The following is a 22,809-nucleotide window of genomic DNA, read 5'->3' as shown; positions in this document are numbered from 1 at the left end:
CCCCTTGCTAGCGTTTCCCGCGTCGACGAATGGAGGGCGCACGTGATTCTGGACCGGTTCCGGCTCGACGATCAGGTGGCGGTGGTGACCGGGGCAGGGCGCGGACTCGGCGCCGCCATGGCTCTTGCTTTTGCCGAAGCAGGCGCTGACGTGCTGATTGCAGCGCGCACGCAGTCACAGCTCGAGGAGGTCGCCGAGCAGATCGCCGGCACCGGACGCCGAGCCCACATCGTGGTCGCCGACCTCGCCCACTCCGAGGACACCGCGGCTCTCGCCGCCCAGGCTAAGGAGGCATTCGGCAGACTAGACATCGTCGTCAACAATGTCGGCGGAACGATGCCGAACGCGCTTCTGAACACCAGCGCCAAGGATATGCGCGACGCGTTCGCGTTCAACGTCGCGACTGCGCACGCGCTCACGGTCGCAGCCGTGCCGCTGATGCTGGAAGGCTCGGGCGGCGGCAGCATCATCAACATCACGTCGACCATGGCGCGTCTAGCCGGCCGCGGCTTTGCCGCCTACGGCACGGCAAAAGCCGCGCTGGCGCACTACACCCGGCTGTCGGCGCTCGATCTGGCACCCCGCATTCGCGTCAACGCGATCGCGCCGGGTTCGATCCTGACCTCGGCACTGGAGATCGTCGCCAGCAACGACGATCTGCGTGACCCGATGGAGAAGGCGACTCCGATGAGACGCCTCGGCGACCCGCTCGACATCGCGGCTGCCGCGGTCTATCTCGCCTCCCCCGCGGGCGCCTACCTCACGGGCAAGACGCTCGAAGTCGACGGCGGCCTCACCTTCCCGAACCTCGATCTCCCGATTCCCGATCTGTAAGGAGCCCACATGGCCAACTCGTCCCCAATCAGCGTCGCTGCGATCGGCACGGGGAACGTCGGCAAGCACGCGCTCACCCAGCTGATCAAAGACCCCCGATTCGAGCTGACCGCGGTCTGGGTCTCCTCGGAGTCCAAGGCCGGCAAGGACGCGGCAGAGCTTGCGGGACTTCAGGATTCGACCGGCATCGTCGCGACGACAGACCTGGACGCGGTGTTGGCCACCCAGCCGGAGTGCGCGGTCTACACCGCGCTGGCCGACAATCGCCTTCCCGAAGCCCTGGAGGACTACCGCCGCATCCTCGAGGCGGGCGTCAACGTCGTCGGTAGCAGCGCGGTGTTCCTGCAGCATCCCTGGCAGGTGCTGCCTGCAGAACTCATCACCCCCATCGAGGACGCCGCCCGCAAGGGATCGTCGACCATCTTCGTCAATGGCATCGACCCGGGGTTTGCGAACGACCTGTTGCCGATGGCGCTGGCGGGCACCTGTCAGAACATTCAGCAGATCCGCTGCATGGAGATCATCAACTACGACACCTATGACAGTGCGGCAGTCATGTTCGACGTCATGGGATTCGGCGGTTCCCTGGACGAGACGCCCATGCTGCTGCAGCCCGGAGTGCTGAGCCTGGCGTGGGGCTCGGTGGTGCGCCAACTCGCCGCCGGGCTCGGCGTCGAGCTCGACGAAGTCACCGAGACCCACGAGCGGGTGCCCGCGCCGGAGGACTTCGACATCGCGGCGGGTCCCATCGCCAAGGGCACCACGGCGGCGATCCGCTTCGAAGTCCGCGGGATGAAAGACGGTGAGATCCCGGTCGTCCTCGAACACGTCACCCGGCTGCGCGACGACCTCTGCCCCGACTGGCCGCAGCCCGCCCAGCACGGCGGCTCGTACCGGATCGAGATCACCGGCGAACCGTCCTACGCCCTCGACCTCTGCCTCAGCAGTCCCAACGGCGATCACAACCATGCGGGCCTGGTGGCGACGGCCGCTCGCGTGGTAAATGCGATCCCGGCCGTAATCGATGCTGCGCCAGGAATTGTGACTGCTCGAGAGTTGCCCCTGATCACCGGCGAAGGCTTGTACGCTGCGAGCTGACTCTGCGTGGAAGGTTTCGCCATGAAGGCTCGCTTCGCCGCACTCCTCGCCGCGGGTGCCGCCTCCGCGGCGATCGCCGCTGCCCCCGTCGCGATCGCCCAGCCGAACTGCAGCACCACGTCGCAGAGCGGCGGCGTGGAGGGCGGTTCCACCAAGGTGTGCGAGACGCCCGGCGACGCCGAGATCAGCACCATCCCCCCGGAGAACGCAACGCCGTACTGGGGCGGCATCCTGCCTTTCGAGAGGTACGGTCCCGTCACCTTCTGACCGTTCTCGCCTCGACGCGCGTCCCCCGATCGGGCCGGAATCGACTCTGTCGCCGCAATAGTGACTGCCGCCTGAGTTACCTACCGAATCTGGCAAAGGTCTGTACGCTAAGCGATGACACTCGCTGGAAGGATCCTGAAAATGAAGGCTCGACTGAGCGCTCTCGCTGCCCTCGTCTGCGCGGGCGGTGCAGCCGTGGCGATCGCCGCCGCCCCCGCCGCGCTTGCACAGCCGAACTGCTCCACGACTTCTCGCGGTGCCGGCGGCGCTACCGAGGTGTGCCAGTCGCCCGGCAACGCCCAGATCAGCTCGTCCCCCGGGGTGTACGCCCAGCCGTGGTACGGCGGCGGCTACTTCCCGTGGGAAGGCTACGGTCCCTACATCTTCTAATCGGTTCAGATCGGACCTTCACCATGAACACCGTCTTCCGGCGCCTCGGCGGGCTTGTCGCGGGTCTCACCTTCCTGGCCTTGATCGCAGCGCCCAGCGCAGCGGCAGCTCCCGAATGCACCGACGTCGGGCAGACGGTGACGTTCTGCGAGACCAACGGCAGCACACAGTTGACGACCACGCCTCCGCCGTGGAACTACGGCGGCTGGCAGGGCATCGGCTATTGGCCCCTGGTCGGCGGCTACGGTCTCGGACCCTGGTGACATCGGAGCAAATCCGACCCCGGCGCTAGCCCGCCCGAAAGGTTTCGGCTAGCCTAACTTTTCTATTCGTCGAGCCGGATAGAGAAGGGGTGTCGTGACTTCGCACGTCCAACCGCAGTCGCGGCCAGGCTGGCTGCTGCTCGGACCCGCGTTCGTCGCGGCGATCGCCTACGTCGACCCCGGCAACGTCGCGGCAAATGTCAGCGCGGGCGCACAGTTCGGGTTTCTGCTCGTCTGGGTCATTGTCGTGGCCAACCTGATGGCCTGCCTCGTGCAGTATCTGTCGGCGAAGCTGGGTTTGGTCACCGGCACCTCGCTGCCGGAAGCCGTGGGTGCGCGAATGGGCAGGCCGGCCAGGCTCGCCTACTGGGTACAGGCCGAATTGGTCGCGATGGCAACGGATCTCGCCGAAGTCGTGGGTGGCGCGATCGCGCTGTATCTGCTGTTCGATCTGCCGCTGCTCGTTGGCGGTGTGATCACCGGCGTGGTGTCGCTCATCCTGCTGCTCGTGAAAGACCGCCGCGGCCAACAGCCTTTCGAGCGGGTGATCACCGGCTTGCTGCTGGTCATCGCGATCGGTTTCCTCACAAGCCTGATCGCATCCCCGCCGCCGGCCGGCGCAGCCGCAGAAGGGTTGCTCCCGCGGTTCGACGGCGCCGAAAGCATCCTGCTGGCGGCCGCGATGCTGGGTGCGACCGTGATGCCGCACGCGGTCTACCTGCATTCCGGCCTGGCGCGCGACCGCCACGGCCACCCGGAGGCAGGACCGGCGCGACGGACGCTGCTGCGGGTCACCCGCTGGGACGTCGGCATCGCGATGCTGGTCGCAGGCGCGGTGAACCTGTCGATGCTGCTGGTCGCGGCGACCAATCTGCAGGGCATGGACAACACGGACTCCATCGAGGGCGCGCATGCGGCGGTGCAGAGCACGCTCGGCGCCGGTGTGGCGCTGCTGTTCGCGATCGGCCTGCTCGCCTCCGGGCTGGCCTCGTCGTCGGTCGGCGCCTACGCAGGCGCCATGATCATGCAGGGCCTGCTCCGGCGATCGGTTCCGCTGTTGGCGCGTCGTCTCATCACACTGCTGCCCGCCCTGGCGATCCTCGCGATCGGTGTCGACCCCAGCCGCGCGCTAGTGCTCTCGCAGGTCGTGCTGTCCTTCGGCATCCCGTTCGCGCTGATACCGCTGGTCCGGCTGACCTCAGACGCGCAGCTCATGGGCGCCGACGTCAACCACCGCGTCACCACTGCACTGGGCTGGATTGTCGCGGGGTTGATTACCCTTTTGAACGTGGTGCTGATCTATCTGACGCTCGCCGGCTGAATGGCGCGCCGGCACAACTACTTCGCGTACGGGTCGAACCTGTGCGTGCAGCAGATGGCGCAGCGCTGCCCCGACGCCACCGATCCCCGGCACGCCACGCTGGCCGACCACGACTGGTTGATCAACGAGCGCGGCGTGGCCACCGTCGAACCATTCTCGGGCAGCGAGGTGCACGGCGTGGTGTGGCAGGTGTCCGACCGCGACCTCGCCACCCTCGACAGCGCAGAGGGCGTACCGGTGCGCTACCGCCGCGACGAGATGACGGTTCTCACCGAGGCGGGCCCGTCGACGGCATGGGTCTACATCGACCACCGGGTGGAACCAGGACCGCCGCGCCCCGGCTACCTGGAACGGATCCTCGACGGCGCACGCCACCACGGACTGCCGGGCCGGTGGATCCAGTTCCTGGAGCGCTGGGACCCTGCCCATTGGCCGCACCGTACTCAGGATTCCAATTCCGCTGGACCGCAGTCTCTTTCAGAGCTATTGGCCGACCCCGCCGTCGTCGAGGAGTCGGCCCTGCGGTCGACGTTCGGATTCATGGCGATCCACGGCGGCGGTCTCGAGAAGATGACCGACGTCATCGCCGAGCGAGCCGCCGACGCCGCCGGTGCGTCGCTGTATGTGGTGCGGCATCCCGATCAGTACCCGCACCATCTGTCGTCGGCGCTCTACGACCCGGCCCAGTCACCCCGGCTCGCGGAATTCCTCGCCCACGTCGACGTCGCGGTGTCGCTGCACGGCTATGGCCGAATCGGCCGCAGCACCCAGCTGCTCGCGGGCGGACGCAACCGTGCTCTGGCCGGGCACCTGGCCCACCACGTCGACATCCCCGGCTACCGCGTGGTGACCGACCTGGATTCCATCCCACGCGAACTGCGCGGCCTACATCCCGCCAATCCGGTCAATCTCGTCCGTAGCGGCGGCGCGCAGCTGGAGCTGTCCGCGCGGGTACGCGGCACCAGTCCCCGCAGTTCGGTCCCCGCCGACGACGGCCTGTCGCCGGCGACCTCGGCGCTCGTCCAGGGATTGGCACGCGCCGCCCGGACGTGGAAACTACCCTCGCGCTAGTGCGCCTCGCCGCCGGTCTCGCAAGCACTCTGCTCATCGGGTTCGCCGCCCCATCGGCGCACGCGCAATCCACCCCGCTCGACGCCGTTCTTGCCGAGTCCATTGCGGCCAACGGCCTCGCCGGAGCCGTCGCCGTGGTCGCTGACGGTGCCTCGGTGGCGCTGTCGTCGGCAGGCCACTCCGACGTAGCCACCGGCGCGACATTCACGCCGCAGACGCACGTCCGAGTTGCCAGCATCACGAAAACCTTTGCTGCCGCCGCGATTCTGCAACTCGTGGGCGAGGGGAGGGTCGATCTCGACGCACCGGTCGAAACCTACCTTCCCGGGCTGATCCGCGGCGAGGGCATCGACGGCGCCACCATCTCCGTGCGCCAGTTGCTGCGCCACCAGAGCGGATTGCCCGAGTACTTCGACGACACGACCGAACCTTCGACGCAGCCTGTCACCCCGCGCGACCTGCTGTCACAGGCGCTGGCCAAGCCGGACGCCGCCCCCGGTCAATCGGTGCCGGTCTACACCAACACCAACTACGTTGTCGCCGGGCTGATCATCGAGTCCGTCACCGGCCGCACCGCAGCCGACGAGATCACCCGGCGCATCATCGCTCCGCTCGGACTGACCCACACCTATTTCCCGGCGGCCGGCGACACCGGCCTGCGTCAACCAATGGCGCACGGCTACGAACTCGTCGACGGCCACCGCCAGGACGTCACCGCCGGAGAGCCGTCCGGCGAGTACATGGCCGGGTCTCTGGTCTCCACCAACGAGGACATCACCGGGTTCGTCACGGCGCTGCTCGATGGAAAGGTCGTCGCGCCCGCCGAGCTCGCGCAGATGACGGACACCGTCCCGTGGCCGCTACACGGACCTGGATTCGGGTACGGACTCGGCTTGACCAGCATCGACCTGGGCTGCGGGGTGACCGTGTGGGGCCACGGCGGCGATCTCGCCGGCTACCACAGCGTCATGGCCAAGGCACCAGGGCGGCCCGCGCTCTCGGTGACCTTCACGCAGGGATCACCGAACGTGACGTCCATCGCCAACGATCCCCGGTTTGCGGTCCTGACCTCGGTGTACTGCCGCGAATAGAGGTTTCCCATCCAGACGAGGCACGGCTCCGAATACGTGATGTGGAAGCCATACGTGTGGGGAACCGGTCGATCGCCTCTGTGGGCAGGGTGGGCGCCCGCCGGCTGACGGCGGTGGCGTCATGACCTCTGCCCTGTACCGCACCCGGATCACGCATCTGCGCCGTGCGCCTGTGCACCACTACTTCGAGCATCGCAGCTACAGCTGGTTCGTCGACGTGGACGCGCTCCCAGAGATGCCGGGGTGGCTGCGGCCTTTCGCCAGGTTCGATGTGCAGGATCACCTCTGGGAGGCCCCGATCGACACACTGCGCGGCCGCGTCGACGCGTTCCTTGCCACCAAAGGGATTGAACTTCCGGGCGGCAAGGTCTTCGCTCTGTTCCAAGCCAGGGTGCTCGGCCACGTGTACAACCCGCTGAGCCTGTTTTGGTGCCACGACGCCGACGGCGTGTTGCGTTACGTCATCGCCGAGGTGCACAACACGCACGGTGAGCGCCACGCGTACCTTCTCCCGCCTTCGGGCGTCCAGCCCACGATGGTCGACAAGAAGCTCTACGCATCCGCGTTCAACGACGTCGACGGGCACTATCTGGTTCAGGCTCCCCTGCCCGACGAGGACCTCGATGTCCGGATCTCGTTGCACCGCGATCACCAGCCGGCGTTCGTCGTGACGCTGCGAGGCAGCCGGCGTCCCGCAACGATTCGGCAGGTCCTCGCGCTGCAGATGATCTCTCCGCTGGCGCCGCAGATGAACGTGCTGAGCATGCGAATTCAGGGCACCCTGCTATGGCTGAAGCGGGTTCCGATGGTGCCGCGCACAGCCCACCACAGCGATGAGGACCGCGAGAAAGTGGACCAGCTGTGACCCGCGCGAAGCCGACCCCGACAGCAGCGACGTGAACGCGGTCGGCGGCCTGCGGACCAGGAATATCGGCGCCACGGCCCTACAAGGTGCCGTGACTGCAACTGCATCGGCCCTGGTGGACGCTAGGCTACGGCTCGTGACCGCCGAACTCGACGCATTGTTGCGCCAGGTGGCCCGTCGTGACGCCGAAGCGTTCGCCGCCTTCTACGACCAGACACGCTCTCGGGTGTTCGGACTGGTCACCAGGGTGCTGCGCGATCCCGGCTACAGCGAGGAGACGATGCAGGACATCTATCTGCAGGTGTGGCGCAACGCAGGTAATTACGATCCGTCGGCCGGTTCCCCGCTGGCCTGGCTGCTCACGCTGGCACACCGGCGCGCGGTCGACCGCGTGCGTTCCGAGGAGGCGGCCAGCTCCCGCGAGTCGCGCTACGGCGCGGCCACGGTCGAGCCCCCGCTCGACCACGTCTCCGACGCGGTGATCACCGGTGACGAACGACGTCAGGTGACCGATTGCTTGGACACACTCACAGACACCCAGCGGGAGTGCATCCAGCTCGCTTATTACGACGGCCTGACCTACGTCCAGGTGTCGGAGCGGCTGGCGGCAAACCTTGCAACCATCAAGTCCCGGATGCGCGACGCGATCCGCGGCCTGCGTAGATGCCTGGGGGTCGCATGACCAATCCACATTCCGCCGACGAGCTGCTGTCGCTGGCCACTCCGTACGCATTGCACGCGGTCAGTGATTCCGAGGCCGCCGACATCGATCGTCAGTTGGCAGGCGCGCCGCCTGAGGTCGCCGAGGCGTTCGCCGCCGAGGTGCGCGCGGTTCGCGAGACCATGGCCGTCATCTCGGCCGCCACCGCTGTTGAACCGCCATCGCATCTGCGGGGCGAGATTCTGCGACAGATCTCCGATGACAATGTCCGCACTCTGCCCCCGCAGCCACGGGAGCGGCGCTGGAGCCGGGCCGTGCTTGCCGGCGCGGCAGCTGTGGCCATCGGACTCGGCGCCCTTGTAGTCGGCTACACGCTGCGGCCGCCCGCGACCCCGACGACTGCGGAGGAGATCTTCGCCGCGCCCGACGTGCGCACCGTCTCAGGCGACATTCCCGGTGGCGGCACAGCCACGGTCGTGTTTTCCCGCGAAGAGAATGCGGGCGTGCTCGTCATGAACAATGTGACGCCGCCGCAGGCGGGCACGGTCTACCAGATGTGGCTCATCGATTCCGACGGTCCGCACCCCGCGGGCACGATGGATTCCGGGCAGGTCGCACCGTCGACGACGGCTGTGCTCCCGGACCTCGGGACGTCGCAGACGCTGGCGTTCACCGTCGAGCCGCCCGGCGGCTCGACGCAACCCACAAGCCCGGTGTTCGCGCAGCTGCCACTGGTCTGATTGCGCCGAGACTGAATCCTCGCAGGCCCCTACTCGCACTCTTGCCGCACAGATTCAGTTTCGGCCAGAGGTCAGGGCGCTTCGAGAGTCGCCGCAGCGGCTGCGGCGACCACGTCATCGACGTTGTGGCGCTGGCGCCATGCGCGGCGCTGGCGAGTCGCGCCGTTGCCGCGCTCGGCGATCCTCGCCAGCCCCGTTCTGACGAACTCGTGGTCACCCGCGACTTCCAGCGCGGGCCGGACATGGTCGACGAGCCCTTCCAACAGACCGAGCATCGGCGCCGCGCCGTGGTTCTCCAGGTCGAGGCCGTCACCGTCGATGCCGTTGCGGGCGGCCTTCCAGTACGCGGCCTTGAGCGCATACGGCGCCAGCGGCAGGACGGGCGCGCCACGACGCTCGTCGTCGAGCGCGGTCATCACGCACCCGCGGACCAGCGCGGCGAACACCACCGTCTCGGCCACCGTCGCCGGGACGTCGGCGACGCGCACCTCCACCGTCGGAAAGTTCTTCGACGGCCGCACATCCCAATAGACCATGCCGTCGTCGCGGATCACATCGCTGTGGCACAGCATGCGCACGGCGGCGTCGAACTCGTCGGCCGAATCGAAGTGCGGCGGCGGTCCAGCGCTGGGCCAGCGTGCCCACAACACGCTGCGCCAGCTGGCGTGGCCCGTATCGGCGTTGCGGTAGATCGCCGAGTTCGCCGTCAGGGCGAGCAAGAACGGCAGCCACGGTCGCAGACGATTGCTCACCGCGATCGCGGTGTCGCGATCAGGCACGGCGACATGTACGTGGCAGCCGCAGATGCCCTGCTCGTGGGCGATCATGCCGTACCGCTCGCCGATGTCGTTGTAGCGCGGCGTGTCGGTGACCGGGAAGTCGTGCGGCAGGGTCGGCGGCAGCCCGACAGCGAGTAACCGGGCGCCGGCACACTCGGCGGCGTGGGCGACGTTGCGGCGCAGCCTGACGAGGTGCTCTCGGAGTTCGTCGATATCGTCGACGACGTCCGTCGTCGTCTCGACCTGGCAGCTGGTGAGTTCGAGCTGGAGCTCGACATCGAGCTCGGCGGCGCGGTCTGCGACCACGCGATTGAGGGCGACGAGAGCCCCGGATTCCGGATCGACGAGGAGAAACTCCTCTTCGACGCCGAGGGTGGGGATGTCTGCCATTTCTCCAACGAACCGAAAATATTGATCCGGCCCGTCGGATGTTTCGACGACGGGCCGGATCGGGGTGATGAAAGTCGATTGCGTAATGCCCAGGCCCAATACGGTTCAAACCTGGCTCTACGATCACGATGTGGCAACGGAATTCCGCTTCGGTGTCGGCGTCACGCGGGCCAGCTCGCGAACCAAACTCGAAGACAGCGCACGTCGCGCCGAGGCTCTCGGCTTCGATGTGTTGCACGTCCCCGACCACCTGGGCGGTCCTGCGCCGTTCCCGGTGATGACGGCCGTCGCGATGGCGACCTCAACCCTTCGGGTCGGCACCTTCGTCATCAACTCGGCGTTTTACCGGCCGGCGTTGCTCGCCCGCGACGTCGGCGCGCTCCACGATCTGAGCGACGGCCGGTTCGAGCTGGGCCTGGGTACGGGCTACGTGAAAGAAGAATTCGATGCCGCCGGCATTGCGTATCCCAGCGCACGTGAACGGGTGGACCACCTGAAAGCCACCACCGAATACATGGCCGAGCACCTTCCCGACGTCCCGCTGATGATCGCGGGCAATGGCGACCGCGTGCTGCGGATCGCCGCGAGATCGGCAGACATCATCGGCCTCACCGGGGGTGACCGGGCAGCCACGCCCGACGAGGATCCGTTGGCGGACCGGATCGCGTTCGTGCGGGACGCCGCCGGGGACCGGTTCGGCGAGTTGGAGCTCAATGTCGCGATCACGGCGATGCCGGTCGACGACTCGGGGCAACCTGATCTGACGATCCCGCGAATCTCGTTGCCCGGCCTGTCCGACGAGGAGCTGCTGCGGCACCCCGGCGTGCTGTCGGGGACGACCCAGGAGATCGCCGACCGGATTCGCGGTTACCGCGACGTGTACGGAATCAGCTACCTCATCGTGCAGATGCGCCACGCCGAGGCGTTCAGCAAGGTGATCGAGCTACTCCGCTAGAGCCACAGATACAGCGCGGACAACACCGCCCACATCACGACGCAGTAACCCTCGAACGCTGCGCGCAGTGGGATCGGGGCGTGTCGCAGCTCCATGAAGTCGAGCCCGACCAGACGGACCTTGATCGCGGCGATGCCCAAAACCAGGACGGCCACCATCGACCCGGTGCCGTGTTCGGCACCGACGGCCCACGACACGACGGTCGCGGCGACGAGGAAGAGCCAGCTGGCGCCGGCGCGGTTCTTCAGCAGGTCGAGAGCTCTCATCAGCTCACCAGGTAGAGCAGTGCGAACAGGAAGATCCACAGCAGGTCGACGAGATGCCAGAAGCAGGCGCCCCCCTCGACCAGTGCGGTGCGGGTGACGCTCAGCTCGGCGTTGCGTGTCTGGCTCAGGACAAAGGACAGTGCGCCGAGTCCTAGGCAGACGTGGAACAGGTGCAGCCCAGTGAGAATGAAGTAGTAGAGATAGAAGTCGTTGGCGCCAGGCCCGTGCCCTGCCCCGGCGAGCGAGACGTACTCGTAGACCTTGAGCGCGATGAATGTCACGCCGAAACCTATGGCCGCCGCCACTGCGCGGGCTGCGATCTGATGCGCGCCTGCACGTAATGCGTTGAGCGACAAGACGACACACAGCGAGCTCGTCAGCAGTACCAGGGTGTTGACCACGCCGATGCCGATGTGCAAGGTGGCACGGGCGGTGTCGAAGACCTCCGGCGCTTTGGCGCGCTCGACGAGGAACGTGACGAAAAAGGCGCCGAAGACGAGCATGTCGCCGAACAGGAAGACCCAGGTCCCGCTCTCACCCGGGATCCGCCTCGCGTCGCGCGGCGGATGAGCAGTCGTGGTCACGCGGGGACGGGCTCGACCGAGAGGGCCTTCTGCTCGGCCTTGATCGACTTGAGCATCACCGCGGTGGTGGAGAACAGCCAGACCACGAGCACGAGACCCGGTATGTAGAAGGCGAATACGCCGTCCCATGCCAGCGGCCCGTCGTTGAAGACCACCACCACGCATCCCGGCAACGACAGGGTGGCAACCCATAGGTTGAGATAGCCGTACCACCGCGGGAAGGTCGGCGGGTCGGTCTTGTCCGTGAAGGCGGCGGCGGCCAGCGTCAGGTTCTGGATGATGATGGTCCCGACGATGCCGATGAACCACAGCCAGAACACGTCGTTGAGCGCCTGGGTGAGTTCAGCGGAGCGCTCTTCGGGACGGTAGGCCGCCACGCCGAGGAAGAATTGCGGAAACAGCAGTGCCGGGACGAAGACCGTAGCCGCCATCAGCTGGGTCATCGACAGCATGCCGAAGTGACCCTCGACCCTGCGGATGCGCAGCACAATCGTCGCAAGGAACGGCAGCGCGAGCACAGCACTGAGCAGCGCTCCCGACACTCCGAAGCGGATCCACAGTTTATGGTCGACGAAAAACGCGGCGATCTCGTCTGCCGGAGCGGCCGGGGACAGAGGCGGAAAGAGTTGCGCGATACCGGAGAAGCTGGCGCCGTACAGAAGGATCATGACGGTGCCAGACCAGGCGCCGATGCGTTGCAGTGTCAGCTCCACGTCAGGCACGCTACCGGCCTTGACATGAAGTTTTGACACTTTTGCCATAACTCTCATTTCCCATTGTGGGCGCGCAATAAGAGCCAGGTAAGCTTCCCCCGGTTGTCGCCCCCGTAGCTCAGGGGATAGAGCACGGCTCTCCTAAAGCCGGTGTCGCAGGTTCGAATCCTGCCGGGGGCACCCTAGTCCGACGAACGTGGGCCATACGCACGCGGATCGGACGAAAAGCGTACGCAGGGCCCACGTTGACCTTGATTTCACCCATTCCGGGGGATGTCCTCACCCCTCCAACCGGTCACATTGACATCAGCGTAAGCCGGGCACCGGCCCGCGAAACGTTGGCGATCGGGTCGGGAGGTAGCGATGCGGAAGTCCTACTACGCAATACCGTTTCTGGCGGCGGGAGCCGTGGCCACCGGGCTGGCGTCGGCGTCGCTCGCCTCCGCAACCCCAGTCATAGCGCCGATCCCCACCCAGTACCCATGGTGCGAATTCGACATGTTCTGCTACGACGACGATCTGGACATCGTCCTGAATCCTCGTGAGCAGCGCCGGGACGTCGAATACGGCGGTGGTGCCGCGTTCGGTAGCGAAGACGATGACTGGTGATGGCAGTACAGCCGGCACGATCGACCCGACCAGGTAGAGGAGTAGGAATGTCTGTTCTCGTCCGTTCCGCAAGCGCGATGGTGCTCGCCGGAGCTGCGCTTTTGGGCAGCAGCGCAATCGCCGCGTCGCAGCCACCGCCACCGGCACAGAACTGCTCGCTCGCAGACCAGGCGGGCATTCTCTCCGGCGTCTCGGCGTCGCTGTCGGCTTACATGTTCACCCACCCGGACGCGAACTGGTTCTTCACCAGCCTGCGCGGGCTGCCGCCCGAGGAGAGGCGTGCCAAGGTCGACTCCTACCTCGACATGAATCCGCACACAGCGGCGGAACTGCAGGGAATCCGCCAGCCGATGACCGATTTCCGCGCCCGGTGCGGGCTGCCGCCGGCCGGCATGCCCGACGCCTGAACCAGCAGGCGGGGATTCCGAGTCCCTGGCTGGCGGCGTCTCCCGAGACGACAATGGCCGGATGGATCGAGAGGCGCTGGCAGAGTTTCTGCGTCGCCGCCGCGAGGCGATGCGACCCGAAGACGTCGGGTTGCCGACGGGTACCCGGCCACGGCGCACCGTCGGCCTGCGCCGCGAGGAAGTCGCGCAGCTGACGGGGATGTCCGTCGACTACTACGGGCGCCTGGAACAGTCACGCAGCACGCAGCCCTCGCCCCAGATGGTGCGGGCGCTGGCGCGCGCGCTACGGCTCACCGACGACGAATCCGACCATCTGTACCGGCTGGCCGGCCATGCCGTTCCGGACCGCCTTGCCGCGTCGATTCACGTGCGGCCGGCGTTGTTGTTTCTTCTCGACCAGATGCGCGACGCGGCGGCATTCATCTGCTCCGACACCTACCTGCTTCTTGCCCAGAATGACCTCGCAAAACGCCTCATGGGCGACCGCACGACCGTCACCGGGGCGTTCGAGGAGAGCATCGCGTGGCAGTGGTTCACCGATCCGGACAGCCGGGCCAGCGTGCCCGCCGGCGACCACGACGAGCACAGCCAGATAACCGTCGCCGACCTCCGCGTGACGTGGGCACGCCGCCGCCACGACCGCGATGTACGCCAGCTGATCGAGGCGCTGCTGGCCAACAGCACCGAGTTTGCGGAGCTGTGGGCACGCCACGAGGTCGCCGCGCGACGCATGCAGCGCAAGACGTTCGCGACGAAGGTCGGCCCGATCACGCTCGACTGCGAAGTGCTGGCCACCTACGACGGCCAGAATCTGGTGGTGCTCACTCCCCCGGCCGGCTCGTCCGCGCTGGACGATCTACACCTGCTGCGAGTGCTCGGCGACCAAGCTGTCGACTCACACTGACCGCGGCGGGCAGGCTAGGTGCCCCTGGTATCGATGACCTTCTGAGCGACCTCGACGAGCTTGACGTTGCTGTCCTGAGACAGCTTGCGCAGCATCTCGAAGGCCGCGACATCATCGACGTCGTAGCGCTCCATGATGATCCCTTTGGCCTGACCGATCCGGTCGCGCGTCGACAGCGCCGATTCCAGTTGCTCACTTTCGCGGCTGGCCAGGATCGCGGCGGCCGCGTGCGCGGCGAGCACCGCACCGATCGTCTCGGCCTCCCCGTCAAACGCGTCGGCCTTCGTCGCGAACAGGTTCAGCGCACCTGCGGTCTGGCTGCTCGTGTAGAGCTTGAACGACAGCGCACTGAGGATCCCGAGTTCGACGACAGCCGCCGAGTACAGCGGCCACCGCTGCTCGGTACGAAAGTCGTCGGTGCGCACGATGAGATCGTCGAGCGCCGCCTGGTAGCACGGCCCCTCACGGTATTTCATCTGCAGCGCGTCGAGCCGGTGCGGCAGGTCCGACGTGGCCGCCACCGAGTCCCACTTTCCGGACTTGCCGATCAGCAGGACACCGGCGGTGTCGGCTCCCGGGATCAGGCGCTGCGCCTCGGCCGTGACGTCGGACAGGACGTCTTCAACCTTGCGGGGCGCTGCCACTGCGCGGGCCAACTCCGCCATGCGCTGCGCGAGCTCGTGGCCGGACGGTTCGGTCATGGCTACAGAATTCCAAATGCACAGCCCGGCGTACACAGCAGGGGGTTTGCTACCCCACGGCGGGGGCAATGCAGCCGTGAGACAGGCGTCGACGGTCGACAGTGACGCCTGTCGAGGTCTCGTCGGTTCAGACTCGAGCCGGCGGGGCCGCCTGCCTCCAGTCACTCTGCTAGTTGTAGTACGGTGCCGAGATGGACTCGACGGGCGTGTGGATCCTCGGTGGCTATCAGAGCGACTTCGCGCGCAACGTCGACCGCGAAGGCCTGGACTTTTCCGGATTGACGGCCGAGATCGTGAGGTCGACGCTCGACGCAGCCCGAATCGACGCCGGCGAGGTCGGCGTCGTCCACGTCGCCAACGCATTCGGCGAGCTGTTCGCGCGCCAGGGGCACCTGGGCGCCATGCCCGCCTCCGTCGAGGACGGACTGTGGGGGACCCCGGCGGCACGGCACGAGGCCGCCTGCGCCTCGGGCAGCGTCGCCGCCCTGTCCGCCATCGCCGACCTGCGGTCCGGCGCCTACCGGACAGCACTGGTCGTCGGCGTGGAATTGGAGAAGACGGTGCCCGGCGACGCCGCGACGTCGATCCTCGGGACCGCGGCGTGGACTGGCCACGAGGGTGAGAGCGCCAAGTTCATGTGGCCCCACATGTTCGACGCCGTTGCCGCCGAGTACGACCACCGCTACGGACTCGACCCGGCCCACCTGCGTGCCATCTCGGCGCTGAACTTCGCCAACGCGCGCGCCAACCCGCGCGCTCAGACCCGCGGCTGGTCGATACCCGAAACACTGAGCGACGACGACATTCAGAACCCCGTCGTGGAGGGCCGAGTCCGCCGCTTCGACTGCAGCCAGATCACCGATGGCGGGGCGGGCGTCGTCCTGGTCACCGACGACTGGTTGCGCGACCATCCCGCCGCGCGGCCGCTCGGCCGGATCGACGGGTGGGGCCATCGCACGGTCGGCCTGGGCCTGCGCCAGAAGCTGGACCGCTCCGCCGGCGAAACGCACGTCTTCCCTCACGTTCGCACCGCCGTTCTCGACGCCTTCGACCGCGCCCACCTCACGCTCGACGACATCGACGGATTCGAAGTCCACGACTGTTTCACCCCCAGCGAATACCTCGCCATCGACCACATCGGCCTGACCGCCCCCGGTGAATCGTGGAAAGCCATCGAGGCAGGCGACATTGAGCTCGGCGGCCGACTCCCGATCAATCCCAGCGGCGGCCTGATCGGCGGCGGACATCCCGTCGGCGCGACCGGGGTGAGAATGCTCGTCGACGCCGCCCGCCAGGTGAGCGGCACTGCGGGCGCCTACCAGGTCGACGGCGCAAAAGCATTCGGCACGTTGAACTTCGGTGGCAGCACCGCCACCACCGTCAGCTTCGTCGTCAGGAGAGCACCGTGAGCATGACCGAGATCGTCGGCAAGTTTCTGTCGACGCTGCCCGAAGACGACGATCACCCCTACCGCACCGGCCCCTGGCGCCCACAGACCACCGAGTGGGACGCCGACGACCTGGCCGTCGTCGAGGGGCAGATCCCGCTCGATCTCGACGGCGTCTATCTCCGCAACACCGAGAATCCTTTACATCCCGCGTTGAAGAACTATCACCCGTTCGACGGGGACGGCATGCTGCACATTGTCGGCTTCCGCGACGGCAAGGCGTTCTACCGCAACAGATTTGTGCGCACCGACGGCTTTCTCGCCGAGAACGAGGCAGGCGGCCCACTGTGGCCCGGCATCGCAGAACCGATCGAGCTGGCGCGGTGCGACTACGGCTGGGGCGCCCGCACATTGATGAAAGATGCCTCGTCCACCGATGTCGTCGTGCACCGCGGCACGGCGTTGACGAGCCACTATCAGTGTGGCGACCTGTATCGCATCGATCCCTGCACCGCCGAGAATCTCGGCAAGGAAACCTGGAACGGCGGCTTCCCGTCCGACTGGGGTGTCTCGGCTCATCCGAAAGTCGATGACCGCACCGGCGAACTGCTGTTCTTCTCCTACAGCAAGCAAGCCCCGTATCTGCGCTACGGCGTGGTCGACGATGCCGGCGAGGTCGTGCACGGCGTCGACGTGGAACTGCCGGGTCCGCGGCTGCCCCACGATATGGCGTTCACAGACAACTACGTGATCCTCAACGACTTTCCGCTCTTTTGGGACACAGCGCTGCTGGAGCACAACATCCACCTGCCCAGGTTTCATCGTGATGTGCCCTCGCGGTTCGCCGTGATCCCACGCCGTGGTGAGCTCTCACAGATCATGTGGTTCGAGGCTGACCCCACCTATGTGCTGCACTTCCCCAACGCCTACGAGGACGGCGACGAGATCGTGCTCGACGGCTTCTTCCAAGGCGATCCCGAGCCCGCCGACAACGGCATGGGCAACAAGTGGCAGCGAGCTTTTCGCTTCCTAGCGCTCGATCGCATGCAGGCCAGGCTGCACCGGTGGCGGTTCAACCTGAAGACCGGCGCGGTGCGCGAAGAACAGATGACCGACAGCATCAGCGAATTCGGCATGATCAACCCGGCAAACGCCGGTCGCCCGTACCGCTATACATATGCCGCCACCGGCAAGCCCTCCTGGTTCCTGTTCGACGGGCTGGTCAAGCACGATCTGCACACCGGCTCCGAGCAGCGGTACGCGTTCACCGACGGGGTCTACGGAAGCGAGACCGCGATGGCGCCCCGAGTCGACAGCAGCGCAGAAGATGACGGCTACCTTGTCACGCTGACCACCGACATGAACGTCGACGCCTCGTACTGCCTGGTGTTCGACGCCGCGCGTGTCGAAGATGGTCCGGTGTGCAAAATCCAACTACCCGAACGGATTTCCAGCGGAACCCACTCGACGTGGGCACCGGGTGCGGATCTACCCCGCTGGCGAGAGCGCGACTCGGCCGCCGCCGCGATCGGCTTGTGAGCGAACCCAATGCCGTCGCGCGGATGCTCGGTCTGCTCGGTGACGAATGGACGCTGCTGATCGTGCAGCGGGCCCTGCTGGGCGCCCGCCGCTACCGCGACTTCGTTTCCGTGTTACCGGTATCCAACGCCGTGCTGTCGAACCGACTGCAGTCGCTGACCACGGAAGGACTCCTGTCCCGCAACGAGTATCAGGTCAATCCTCCGCGTTCCGAATATCTGGTCACCCCGAAAAGTCGCTCACTGTGGCCGATGCTGACCTCGATCTGGGAGTGGGAGCGGCGCTGGATCCCCGACCACCCCGAACCTCTGCCCCGGATGCGCCATGCGAAGTGCGGCGAGGAGTTCGCCCCCCGAGTGGTCTGCCGTGTGTGCGACGAATTCGCAGACGACAAAAGCATTGCCGCACAGTGGGGTCCGAGCGGGTCGTGGGAGCGTTCCGTTCCGTCCGGCGCCACCCGCCGGCGCTCGGCGACCCGACGTTCGGGCGCCGCCGCGATGTTTCCGCAGACGATGAGCGTGATCGGTGACCGATGGGGGTTCGCCCTGCTCGTCGCCGCGTTCGTCGGCGTCAGCCGCTTCACCGACTTCCAGACTCAGTTGGGCGCCCCGCCGGTGACGATCGCCGACAGGCTGACCGTGTTCACGGAGGAAGGAATCCTCGTTCAGAGTGAGGGCCGATACCGGCTCACCGAAAAAGGGCGTGCGTTCTTCCCGGTGCTGGTGTTCGCGCTGGCGTGGGCACAGCGGTGGTTCCCGGCGCCCGACGGTGCCGCCGTGATCCTGACGCACACCGCGTGCGACAGGCGTTTTACTCCCGCCCTGGTCTGCGACCAGTGCCGTGGCCGTCTCCGAGGCTCCCAGATCCAACCGGTCTCATACACAATGCAGTCATGACCACCCTCCAAAACCGCCCCAACAGCGCGCTTCTCGTCGTCGACGTGCAGAGTGCCGTCGTCGACGGCGCATACCGGCGTGACGACGTCGTCGCCAACATCGCCGCGCTGGTGGACAGGGCGCGCCGCGAACGTGTTCCCGTGGTGTGGGTGCGCCACCACGACGAGGGTCTCGTGAAGGGCAGCGAGGGCTGGCAGATCGCCTCGGGGCTCACCCCGGGAGCCGACGAACCGGTGGTGGACAAGAACTACGGCGATTCGTTCGAGGCCACCGATCTGGAGGACGTCCTCGCCGAACGGAGCGTCGGACGTCTCGTCGTCACAGGTTGCGAGACCGACGCCTGCGTGCGCTCGACCTTGCACGGCGCCTTCACCCGCGGCTACGACGTCACCCTCGTGGGTGACGCGCACACCGCGGGCGACAAGACGCAGTGGGGTGCGCCGCCGGTCAAGGCGGTGATCGCGCATACAAACCTTTACTGGGAACACCAGGCCGCTCCGGGCCGGACCGCGGCAGTCGTATCGAGCGACGACGTCGACCTGGGCCGAGGCTGACGCGCCCAAACTGAACTTATGGTCGCATTTTCGGCCCCTTGGATCCCGACCAAAGGTTCAGATTCGGCGCCGGTCGCCGCGATCCAACCGGAATCGCAGGTTGTTGCGGACCGAGGGCCACTCGATGTCGAGGATCGAATAGACGACGGTGTCGCGCCGCGAACCGTCGGGCAGCAGCTGATGACTGCGCAGCACGCCGTCGAGCTTGGCGCCGACGCGCTCGATCGCTGCACGGCTCGCCGAGTTGAAGAAGTGGGTTCGGAATTCGACTGCGACACAACCTAACTCGTCGAAGGCATGCCCGAGTAACAGCAGTTTGCACTCGGTGTTGACGCCGGTGCGCCGCACCCGGTCGACATACCAGGTGTAGCCGATCTCCAGCCGGCGGTTGGGGCCGTCGACGTTGAGATAGCTGGACGATCCGATCAGTGCGCCGGCGTGGTCGCGCACCACGAACGTCAGCCCGGTGTCAGGCCCCTGCGCGGCCAGGCGCGCGTCCACCCAGTCTCGCGCACTCGCCGATTTCGGCGCCCCGGTGAACCACAGCGAGTCAAGCGCACCATCGGCGACTTCGGCCTCGATCTCCGGAAGATGTTCGCGAGCAAGCGGTTCCAGCGTCACAAAGCGATCACCCGCCAGCGCGATCGGCTCGACGAAGCCGCTCATCGGTGCGCTCTGCTCTTCGCGCAAGCGCTCCTCGGTGCGCTCTGCTCTTCGCGCAAGCGCTCATCTCGCCCACGCCGCGAGCATGGTCCACACCGACAGCACCGCGGCCACCAGGGCGATCGCACCGCCGACGTAGAGGCCGTAACCGGCGGACACCGGCGGGTAGACGTAGAGGCGGTAGTACCAGACCGCCAGCGCTACCAGCACAAGCGAAATCGCCAGCGCAGCCGACGATGCCAGCCGACCGGAGATCCCGCGCGCGGCCATCGCGCCTGCGACCACCAGCGTCGATGCCAGCAGCACGACCAACTGACCCACCCCGAATCCGGGAGGCGGTACCGGCATGGCGCCGGCCACACCGCCGATAGCGTTGGCACGTCCCCCGCTCTCGGCGGACGTCAGCCACGGCAACCAGGCACTGACCGCGACGGCGAGCGCGCACAGCGCGACCAGCCACCCCGGAAGCGCGCGAGCCATGCGCAGAACACTACTAGGGTGAGCCGATGAGCGATCTTCCCGAATGGGCGCGTCGTCTCGACCTCTCGCCGCATCCCGAGGGCGGCTGGTTTCGGGAGACCTGGCGCAGCGAGTTGACGGTCCCGCAGTCAGTGCTGCCGCCCGACTACACCGGCCCCCGCAACGCCGGGACCGCGATCCTGTTCCTCCTCATGCCGGGTCAGCAGTCCGCATGGCACACGGTGCGCAGCGCCGAACTGTGGCTCTATCACTCGGGCGGGCCTCTCTTGCTGGAAGTCGGCCAGCGTCAGAACACCGCCACCACCCATGTTCTCGGCGCAGACATCATGGCCGGCGAGAACCCGCAGTTCGTCGTGCCGCCGGGACACTGGCAGCGGGCGAAACCGCGCGACGACCAGCCCTGTCTGGTGAGTTGCGTCGTGGTGCCCGGTTTCGATTTCGCCGACTTCGTGCTCGCGCCCCCTACCGACTGAGCAGGTCGACGGCGGCCGACACGAGTTCGGCGTTCCCTGCGGCAACCGATCCGTCGGGCAGCGTCAGGGTGTCTTCCAAGCCGATGCGCGTCTGCAGACCCCGCAGCCCCGCGTGTTGCAGTAGTGGCCAACAGCTTTCGTCGAGGCCATGCAGCAGGACGGGTGCGGGTGAGTCCGCCGCGGCCACGAGGGCGAGGATTTCGTCAGCTGTGGCGACGTCACCGTCGGCGCCCAGTTCGATCATCACGCGCATGCAGTGCGCGGCGACGTCGGAGGTCGCCCAGGACCGCGCTGCCTCGGCGTGGAAGATGCCGACCTCGACTCCGAGGCCCCGATCGAGCAGCAACCGCGCCAACTCCGGCGAACCGGGCTCGTGCCAGTTCAGCGACGCGAAGTCCGGTAGTACCTCCCAGCCGGCCACCGCATCCAGACGCTGCTGCGCATCGGGCAGAGCCCAGAACCCGGTCGTGACACCCAACGGCAACCCCGGCAGCGTCTCGCGCACAGCTGCGACGGCGGCGTCCACCTCGGCTGCGAGCAGCGAGTCCCTGCCGTCGGCGTTCTTGGGATGCATGTGCACCGCCTTCGCGCCCGCACGATGAGCGGCGACGGCCTCGGCCGCGAGCTGCCCGGGAGTGACGGGCAGGTGCGGATGCTGGTCGGGTGTCCGCGCACCGTTGATGCACGCCTTGACATAGATCGTCGGGGTTTCGGTGTCCTGGTGTTCGCCGGGCATGGGGCCCATCCTCGTCTGCGGCGGACTGCTGCGCGAGGTAAGCAGATCAGCGCCGCACCCCGCGCGAGCCGCCTCGACCCGTGCATCGCCAGGCGGGTATGGTCGGCAAAGCCGCGGTGCTCGCCTCATGGAGGCGCACACCCCTAGAGCGGGTCAAGGCCGAGTTGAACAGACAGCCGGGCCATGTCACGTCGCAACAGCACTTTGCAGACAGGATTGGGTCGCATGCCGAATACGTCAACCGAAGGTCCGAACGCCACCGCCAAGTCCGCGTGGCTGTCGAAGTCGGCGTCGGACACGCGCGGGTCGGACAAGAAAGAAGTCCAGTTCCACTACGACATCTCGAACGACTTCTTCAAGCTCTGGCAGGATCCGTCGCAGACCTACAGCTGCGCATACTTCGAGAAGGACGACTACACGCTCGAGCAGGCTCAGCTCGCCAAGGTCGACCTGTCTCTGGGCAAGCTCGGCCTCGAGCCGGGCATGACACTGCTCGACATCGGCTGCGGCTGGGGCTCGACCATTCAGCGCGCCGTGGAGAAGTACGACGTCAACGTCATCGGCTTGACGCTGTCGGAGAACCAGAAGCAGCACATCGAAACCAACCGGTTCCCGAACATCGACACCACCCGCAGCATGGAAGTCCGTCTGCAGCCGTGGGAAGACTTCGAGGGCAAGGTCGACCGGATCGTGTCGATCGGCGCCTTCGAGCATTTCGGCTTCAACAAGTACGACGACTACATGAAGAAGACCTATAGCTGGATGCCCGATGACGGGGTGCAGATGCTGCACACGATCATCATCCCCAGCGACGAAGAGATCAAAGCCAAGAAGCTGCCGCTGACCATGTCGAAGGTGCGCTTCATCAAGTTCATCATGGACGAGATCTACCCCGGCGGACGTCTGCCGCTGGCCGCGCAGGTCACCGACGCCGCGACCCGCAACGGCTACACCGTCACCCGCGAGCAGCATCTGCAGCCCCACTATGTGAAGACACTCGACACGTGGGCAGCGAACCTGAAGGACAAGAAGGACGAGGCCATCGAGATCACCTCCGAGGAGATCTACGAGCGGTTCTACAAGTACCTGACGGGTTGCGCGGACCTGTTCCGCGACGGTTACACCGACGTCGTCCAATTCACCATGGAGAAGCAGTAACTGACGGCCGTGTA

At 66.7% G+C, this 22,809-nt stretch carries 29 protein-coding genes and 1 tRNA gene; 22 read left to right on the top strand and 8 right to left on the bottom strand.

Annotated features, from left to right (window positions below; translation table 11 throughout):
- Positions 1–42 precede the first annotated feature (42 nt).
- The 11 genes from AWC12_RS03005 (at position 43) to AWC12_RS02955 (ending at position 8,601) form a co-directional block, all read left to right on the top strand.
- Positions 43–834 carry an SDR family oxidoreductase gene (locus tag AWC12_RS03005; RefSeq protein ID WP_085172297.1) on the top strand — a complete coding sequence of 264 codons (792 nt, stop codon included), beginning with the start codon at positions 43–45 and terminating at the stop codon, positions 832–834.
- A gap of 9 nt (positions 835–843) precedes the next feature.
- The gene (locus AWC12_RS03000) at positions 844–1,932 is read left to right on the top strand and encodes an NAD(P)H-dependent amine dehydrogenase family protein (protein WP_085172295.1); all 1,089 of its coding nucleotides are present in this window, start codon (positions 844–846) and stop codon (positions 1,930–1,932) included.
- Positions 1,933–1,953: 21 nt separating this feature from the next.
- Positions 1,954–2,199 carry a hypothetical protein gene (locus tag AWC12_RS02995; protein WP_085172311.1) on the top strand — a complete coding sequence of 82 codons (246 nt, stop codon included), beginning with the start codon at positions 1,954–1,956 and terminating at the stop codon, positions 2,197–2,199.
- 141 nt (positions 2,200–2,340) lie between these two features.
- Positions 2,341–2,589, top strand: coding sequence for a hypothetical protein (locus AWC12_RS02990; RefSeq protein WP_024447329.1), 249 nt, complete (start codon positions 2,341–2,343; stop codon positions 2,587–2,589).
- A 23-nt stretch (positions 2,590–2,612) separates the two neighbouring features.
- Entirely contained in the window at positions 2,613–2,852 is a 240-nt protein-coding gene (locus AWC12_RS02985) for a hypothetical protein (protein ID WP_024447328.1), read from the top strand.
- 94 nt (positions 2,853–2,946) lie between these two features.
- The gene (locus AWC12_RS02980) at positions 2,947–4,173 is read left to right on the top strand and encodes an Nramp family divalent metal transporter (protein WP_024447327.1); all 1,227 of its coding nucleotides are present in this window, start codon (positions 2,947–2,949) and stop codon (positions 4,171–4,173) included.
- Positions 4,174–5,244 (top strand): poly-gamma-glutamate hydrolase family protein, encoded by a 1,071-nt coding sequence (locus AWC12_RS02975; protein ID WP_085172293.1) that lies wholly within the window; start codon positions 4,174–4,176, stop codon positions 5,242–5,244.
- Complete coding sequence (locus AWC12_RS02970) at positions 5,244–6,335, top strand: serine hydrolase domain-containing protein (protein ID WP_085172291.1); 1,092 nt, start codon at positions 5,244–5,246, stop codon at positions 6,333–6,335. The genes AWC12_RS02975 and AWC12_RS02970 overlap by 1 nt, the downstream gene beginning before the upstream one ends.
- Before the next feature lie 121 nt (positions 6,336–6,456).
- The gene (locus AWC12_RS02965; RefSeq protein ID WP_024447324.1) at positions 6,457–7,200 is read left to right on the top strand and encodes a DUF1365 domain-containing protein; all 744 of its coding nucleotides are present in this window, start codon (positions 6,457–6,459) and stop codon (positions 7,198–7,200) included.
- A 64-nt stretch (positions 7,201–7,264) separates the two neighbouring features.
- On the top strand, positions 7,265–7,882 hold the full coding sequence (locus AWC12_RS02960; RefSeq protein ID WP_412093752.1) for a sigma-70 family RNA polymerase sigma factor: 618 nt from the start codon (positions 7,265–7,267) through the stop codon (positions 7,880–7,882).
- Positions 7,879–8,601 carry an anti-sigma factor gene (locus AWC12_RS02955; RefSeq protein ID WP_085172289.1) on the top strand — a complete coding sequence of 241 codons (723 nt, stop codon included), beginning with the start codon at positions 7,879–7,881 and terminating at the stop codon, positions 8,599–8,601. The genes AWC12_RS02960 and AWC12_RS02955 overlap by 4 nt, the downstream gene beginning before the upstream one ends.
- Before the next feature lie 71 nt (positions 8,602–8,672).
- Here AWC12_RS02955 and AWC12_RS02950 read toward each other — a convergent pair whose 3' ends face one another.
- Positions 8,673–9,770 carry a glutamate--cysteine ligase 2 gene (locus AWC12_RS02950; RefSeq protein WP_085172287.1) on the bottom strand — a complete coding sequence of 366 codons (1,098 nt, stop codon included), beginning with the start codon at positions 9,768–9,770 and terminating at the stop codon, positions 8,673–8,675.
- A gap of 130 nt (positions 9,771–9,900) precedes the next feature.
- Between AWC12_RS02950 and AWC12_RS02945 the strand changes: the two genes are divergently transcribed.
- Positions 9,901–10,725 (top strand): LLM class F420-dependent oxidoreductase, encoded by an 825-nt coding sequence (locus AWC12_RS02945; protein ID WP_085172309.1) that lies wholly within the window; start codon positions 9,901–9,903, stop codon positions 10,723–10,725.
- Here AWC12_RS02945 and AWC12_RS02940 read toward each other — a convergent pair.
- The 3 genes from AWC12_RS02940 to AWC12_RS02930 are packed head-to-tail and all read right to left on the bottom strand — an operon-like array spanning position 10,722 to position 12,336.
- Positions 10,722–10,991 (bottom strand): cytochrome C oxidase subunit IV family protein, encoded by a 270-nt coding sequence (locus AWC12_RS02940; RefSeq protein ID WP_024447319.1) that lies wholly within the window; start codon positions 10,989–10,991, stop codon positions 10,722–10,724. The two genes, AWC12_RS02945 and AWC12_RS02940, sit on opposite strands and share 4 nt — an antisense overlap.
- The gene (locus AWC12_RS02935; RefSeq protein ID WP_085172285.1) at positions 10,991–11,575 is read right to left on the bottom strand and encodes a cytochrome c oxidase subunit 3; all 585 of its coding nucleotides are present in this window, start codon (positions 11,573–11,575) and stop codon (positions 10,991–10,993) included. Before AWC12_RS02935 ends, AWC12_RS02940 begins: the two co-directional genes overlap by 1 nt.
- Entirely contained in the window at positions 11,572–12,336 is a 765-nt protein-coding gene (locus AWC12_RS02930) for a hypothetical protein (protein ID WP_081660049.1), read from the bottom strand. Before AWC12_RS02930 ends, AWC12_RS02935 begins: the two co-directional genes overlap by 4 nt.
- A gap of 59 nt (positions 12,337–12,395) precedes the next feature.
- Between AWC12_RS02930 and AWC12_RS02925 the strand changes: the two genes are divergently transcribed.
- From AWC12_RS02925 to AWC12_RS02910, 4 genes are all read left to right on the top strand, one after another.
- A tRNA-Arg gene (locus AWC12_RS02925) sits at positions 12,396–12,468 on the top strand.
- Between the two features lie 183 nt (positions 12,469–12,651).
- Positions 12,652–12,897 carry a hypothetical protein gene (locus AWC12_RS02920; RefSeq protein WP_024449583.1) on the top strand — a complete coding sequence of 82 codons (246 nt, stop codon included), beginning with the start codon at positions 12,652–12,654 and terminating at the stop codon, positions 12,895–12,897.
- 47 nt (positions 12,898–12,944) lie between these two features.
- Positions 12,945–13,304 carry a heme-binding protein gene (locus AWC12_RS02915; RefSeq protein ID WP_024449584.1) on the top strand — a complete coding sequence of 120 codons (360 nt, stop codon included), beginning with the start codon at positions 12,945–12,947 and terminating at the stop codon, positions 13,302–13,304.
- A gap of 61 nt (positions 13,305–13,365) precedes the next feature.
- On the top strand, positions 13,366–14,208 hold the full coding sequence (locus AWC12_RS02910) for a helix-turn-helix transcriptional regulator (RefSeq protein WP_085172283.1): 843 nt from the start codon (positions 13,366–13,368) through the stop codon (positions 14,206–14,208).
- Between the two features lie 14 nt (positions 14,209–14,222).
- Here AWC12_RS02910 and AWC12_RS02905 read toward each other — a convergent pair whose 3' ends face one another.
- A complete protein-coding gene (locus tag AWC12_RS02905) occupies positions 14,223–14,909 on the bottom strand; it encodes a GAF and ANTAR domain-containing protein (protein WP_024449586.1) in 687 nt (228 codons plus the stop codon).
- A gap of 191 nt (positions 14,910–15,100) precedes the next feature.
- Between AWC12_RS02905 and AWC12_RS02900 the strand changes: the two genes are divergently transcribed.
- Genes AWC12_RS02900 through AWC12_RS02885 form a run of 4 tightly spaced genes read left to right on the top strand, consistent with a single transcriptional unit; the run spans position 15,101 to position 19,285 of the window.
- Positions 15,101–16,318 (top strand): acetyl-CoA acetyltransferase, encoded by a 1,218-nt coding sequence (locus tag AWC12_RS02900; protein WP_085172281.1) that lies wholly within the window; start codon positions 15,101–15,103, stop codon positions 16,316–16,318.
- Between the two features lie 2 nt (positions 16,319–16,320).
- A complete protein-coding gene (locus AWC12_RS02895; protein WP_085172279.1) occupies positions 16,321–17,835 on the top strand; it encodes a carotenoid oxygenase family protein in 1,515 nt (504 codons plus the stop codon).
- A gap of 23 nt (positions 17,836–17,858) precedes the next feature.
- Complete coding sequence (locus AWC12_RS02890; RefSeq protein ID WP_036466319.1) at positions 17,859–18,731, top strand: winged helix-turn-helix transcriptional regulator; 873 nt, start codon at positions 17,859–17,861, stop codon at positions 18,729–18,731.
- Positions 18,728–19,285 (top strand): cysteine hydrolase family protein, encoded by a 558-nt coding sequence (locus tag AWC12_RS02885; RefSeq protein WP_085172277.1) that lies wholly within the window; start codon positions 18,728–18,730, stop codon positions 19,283–19,285. The genes AWC12_RS02890 and AWC12_RS02885 overlap by 4 nt, the downstream gene beginning before the upstream one ends.
- 57 nt (positions 19,286–19,342) lie before the next feature.
- Here the strand turns inward: AWC12_RS02885 and AWC12_RS02880 are convergent, their stop codons facing one another.
- Together AWC12_RS02880 and AWC12_RS02875 are read right to left on the bottom strand one after the other, a co-directional pair.
- Positions 19,343–19,951 (bottom strand): GNAT family N-acetyltransferase, encoded by a 609-nt coding sequence (locus tag AWC12_RS02880; RefSeq protein WP_024449591.1) that lies wholly within the window; start codon positions 19,949–19,951, stop codon positions 19,343–19,345.
- Between the two features lie 60 nt (positions 19,952–20,011).
- Positions 20,012–20,428 (bottom strand): hypothetical protein, encoded by a 417-nt coding sequence (locus AWC12_RS02875; RefSeq protein ID WP_036464664.1) that lies wholly within the window; start codon positions 20,426–20,428, stop codon positions 20,012–20,014.
- Positions 20,429–20,454: 26 nt separating this feature from the next.
- Here AWC12_RS02875 and AWC12_RS02870 point away from each other — a divergent pair, with 26 nt between their 5' ends.
- The gene (locus tag AWC12_RS02870) at positions 20,455–20,901 is read left to right on the top strand and encodes a cupin domain-containing protein (protein WP_024445662.1); all 447 of its coding nucleotides are present in this window, start codon (positions 20,455–20,457) and stop codon (positions 20,899–20,901) included.
- On the opposite strand, the gene AWC12_RS02865 is transcribed toward AWC12_RS02870, so the two are convergent.
- Positions 20,891–21,637 (bottom strand): 3-keto-5-aminohexanoate cleavage protein, encoded by a 747-nt coding sequence (locus tag AWC12_RS02865; RefSeq protein WP_024445663.1) that lies wholly within the window; start codon positions 21,635–21,637, stop codon positions 20,891–20,893. The genes AWC12_RS02870 and AWC12_RS02865 overlap by 11 nt on opposite strands.
- A gap of 225 nt (positions 21,638–21,862) precedes the next feature.
- Here AWC12_RS02865 and AWC12_RS02860 point away from each other — a divergent pair, with 225 nt between their 5' ends.
- Entirely contained in the window at positions 21,863–22,795 is a 933-nt protein-coding gene (locus tag AWC12_RS02860; protein WP_085172275.1) for a cyclopropane mycolic acid synthase family methyltransferase, read from the top strand.
- The last annotated feature ends 14 nt before the right edge of the window (positions 22,796–22,809 follow it).

It is taken from the genome of Mycolicibacterium iranicum (assembly GCF_002101705.1).
Classification (GTDB): domain Bacteria; phylum Actinomycetota; class Actinomycetes; order Mycobacteriales; family Mycobacteriaceae; genus Mycobacterium; species Mycobacterium iranicum.
This window is presented reverse-complemented; position numbering and strand designations above follow the sequence as displayed.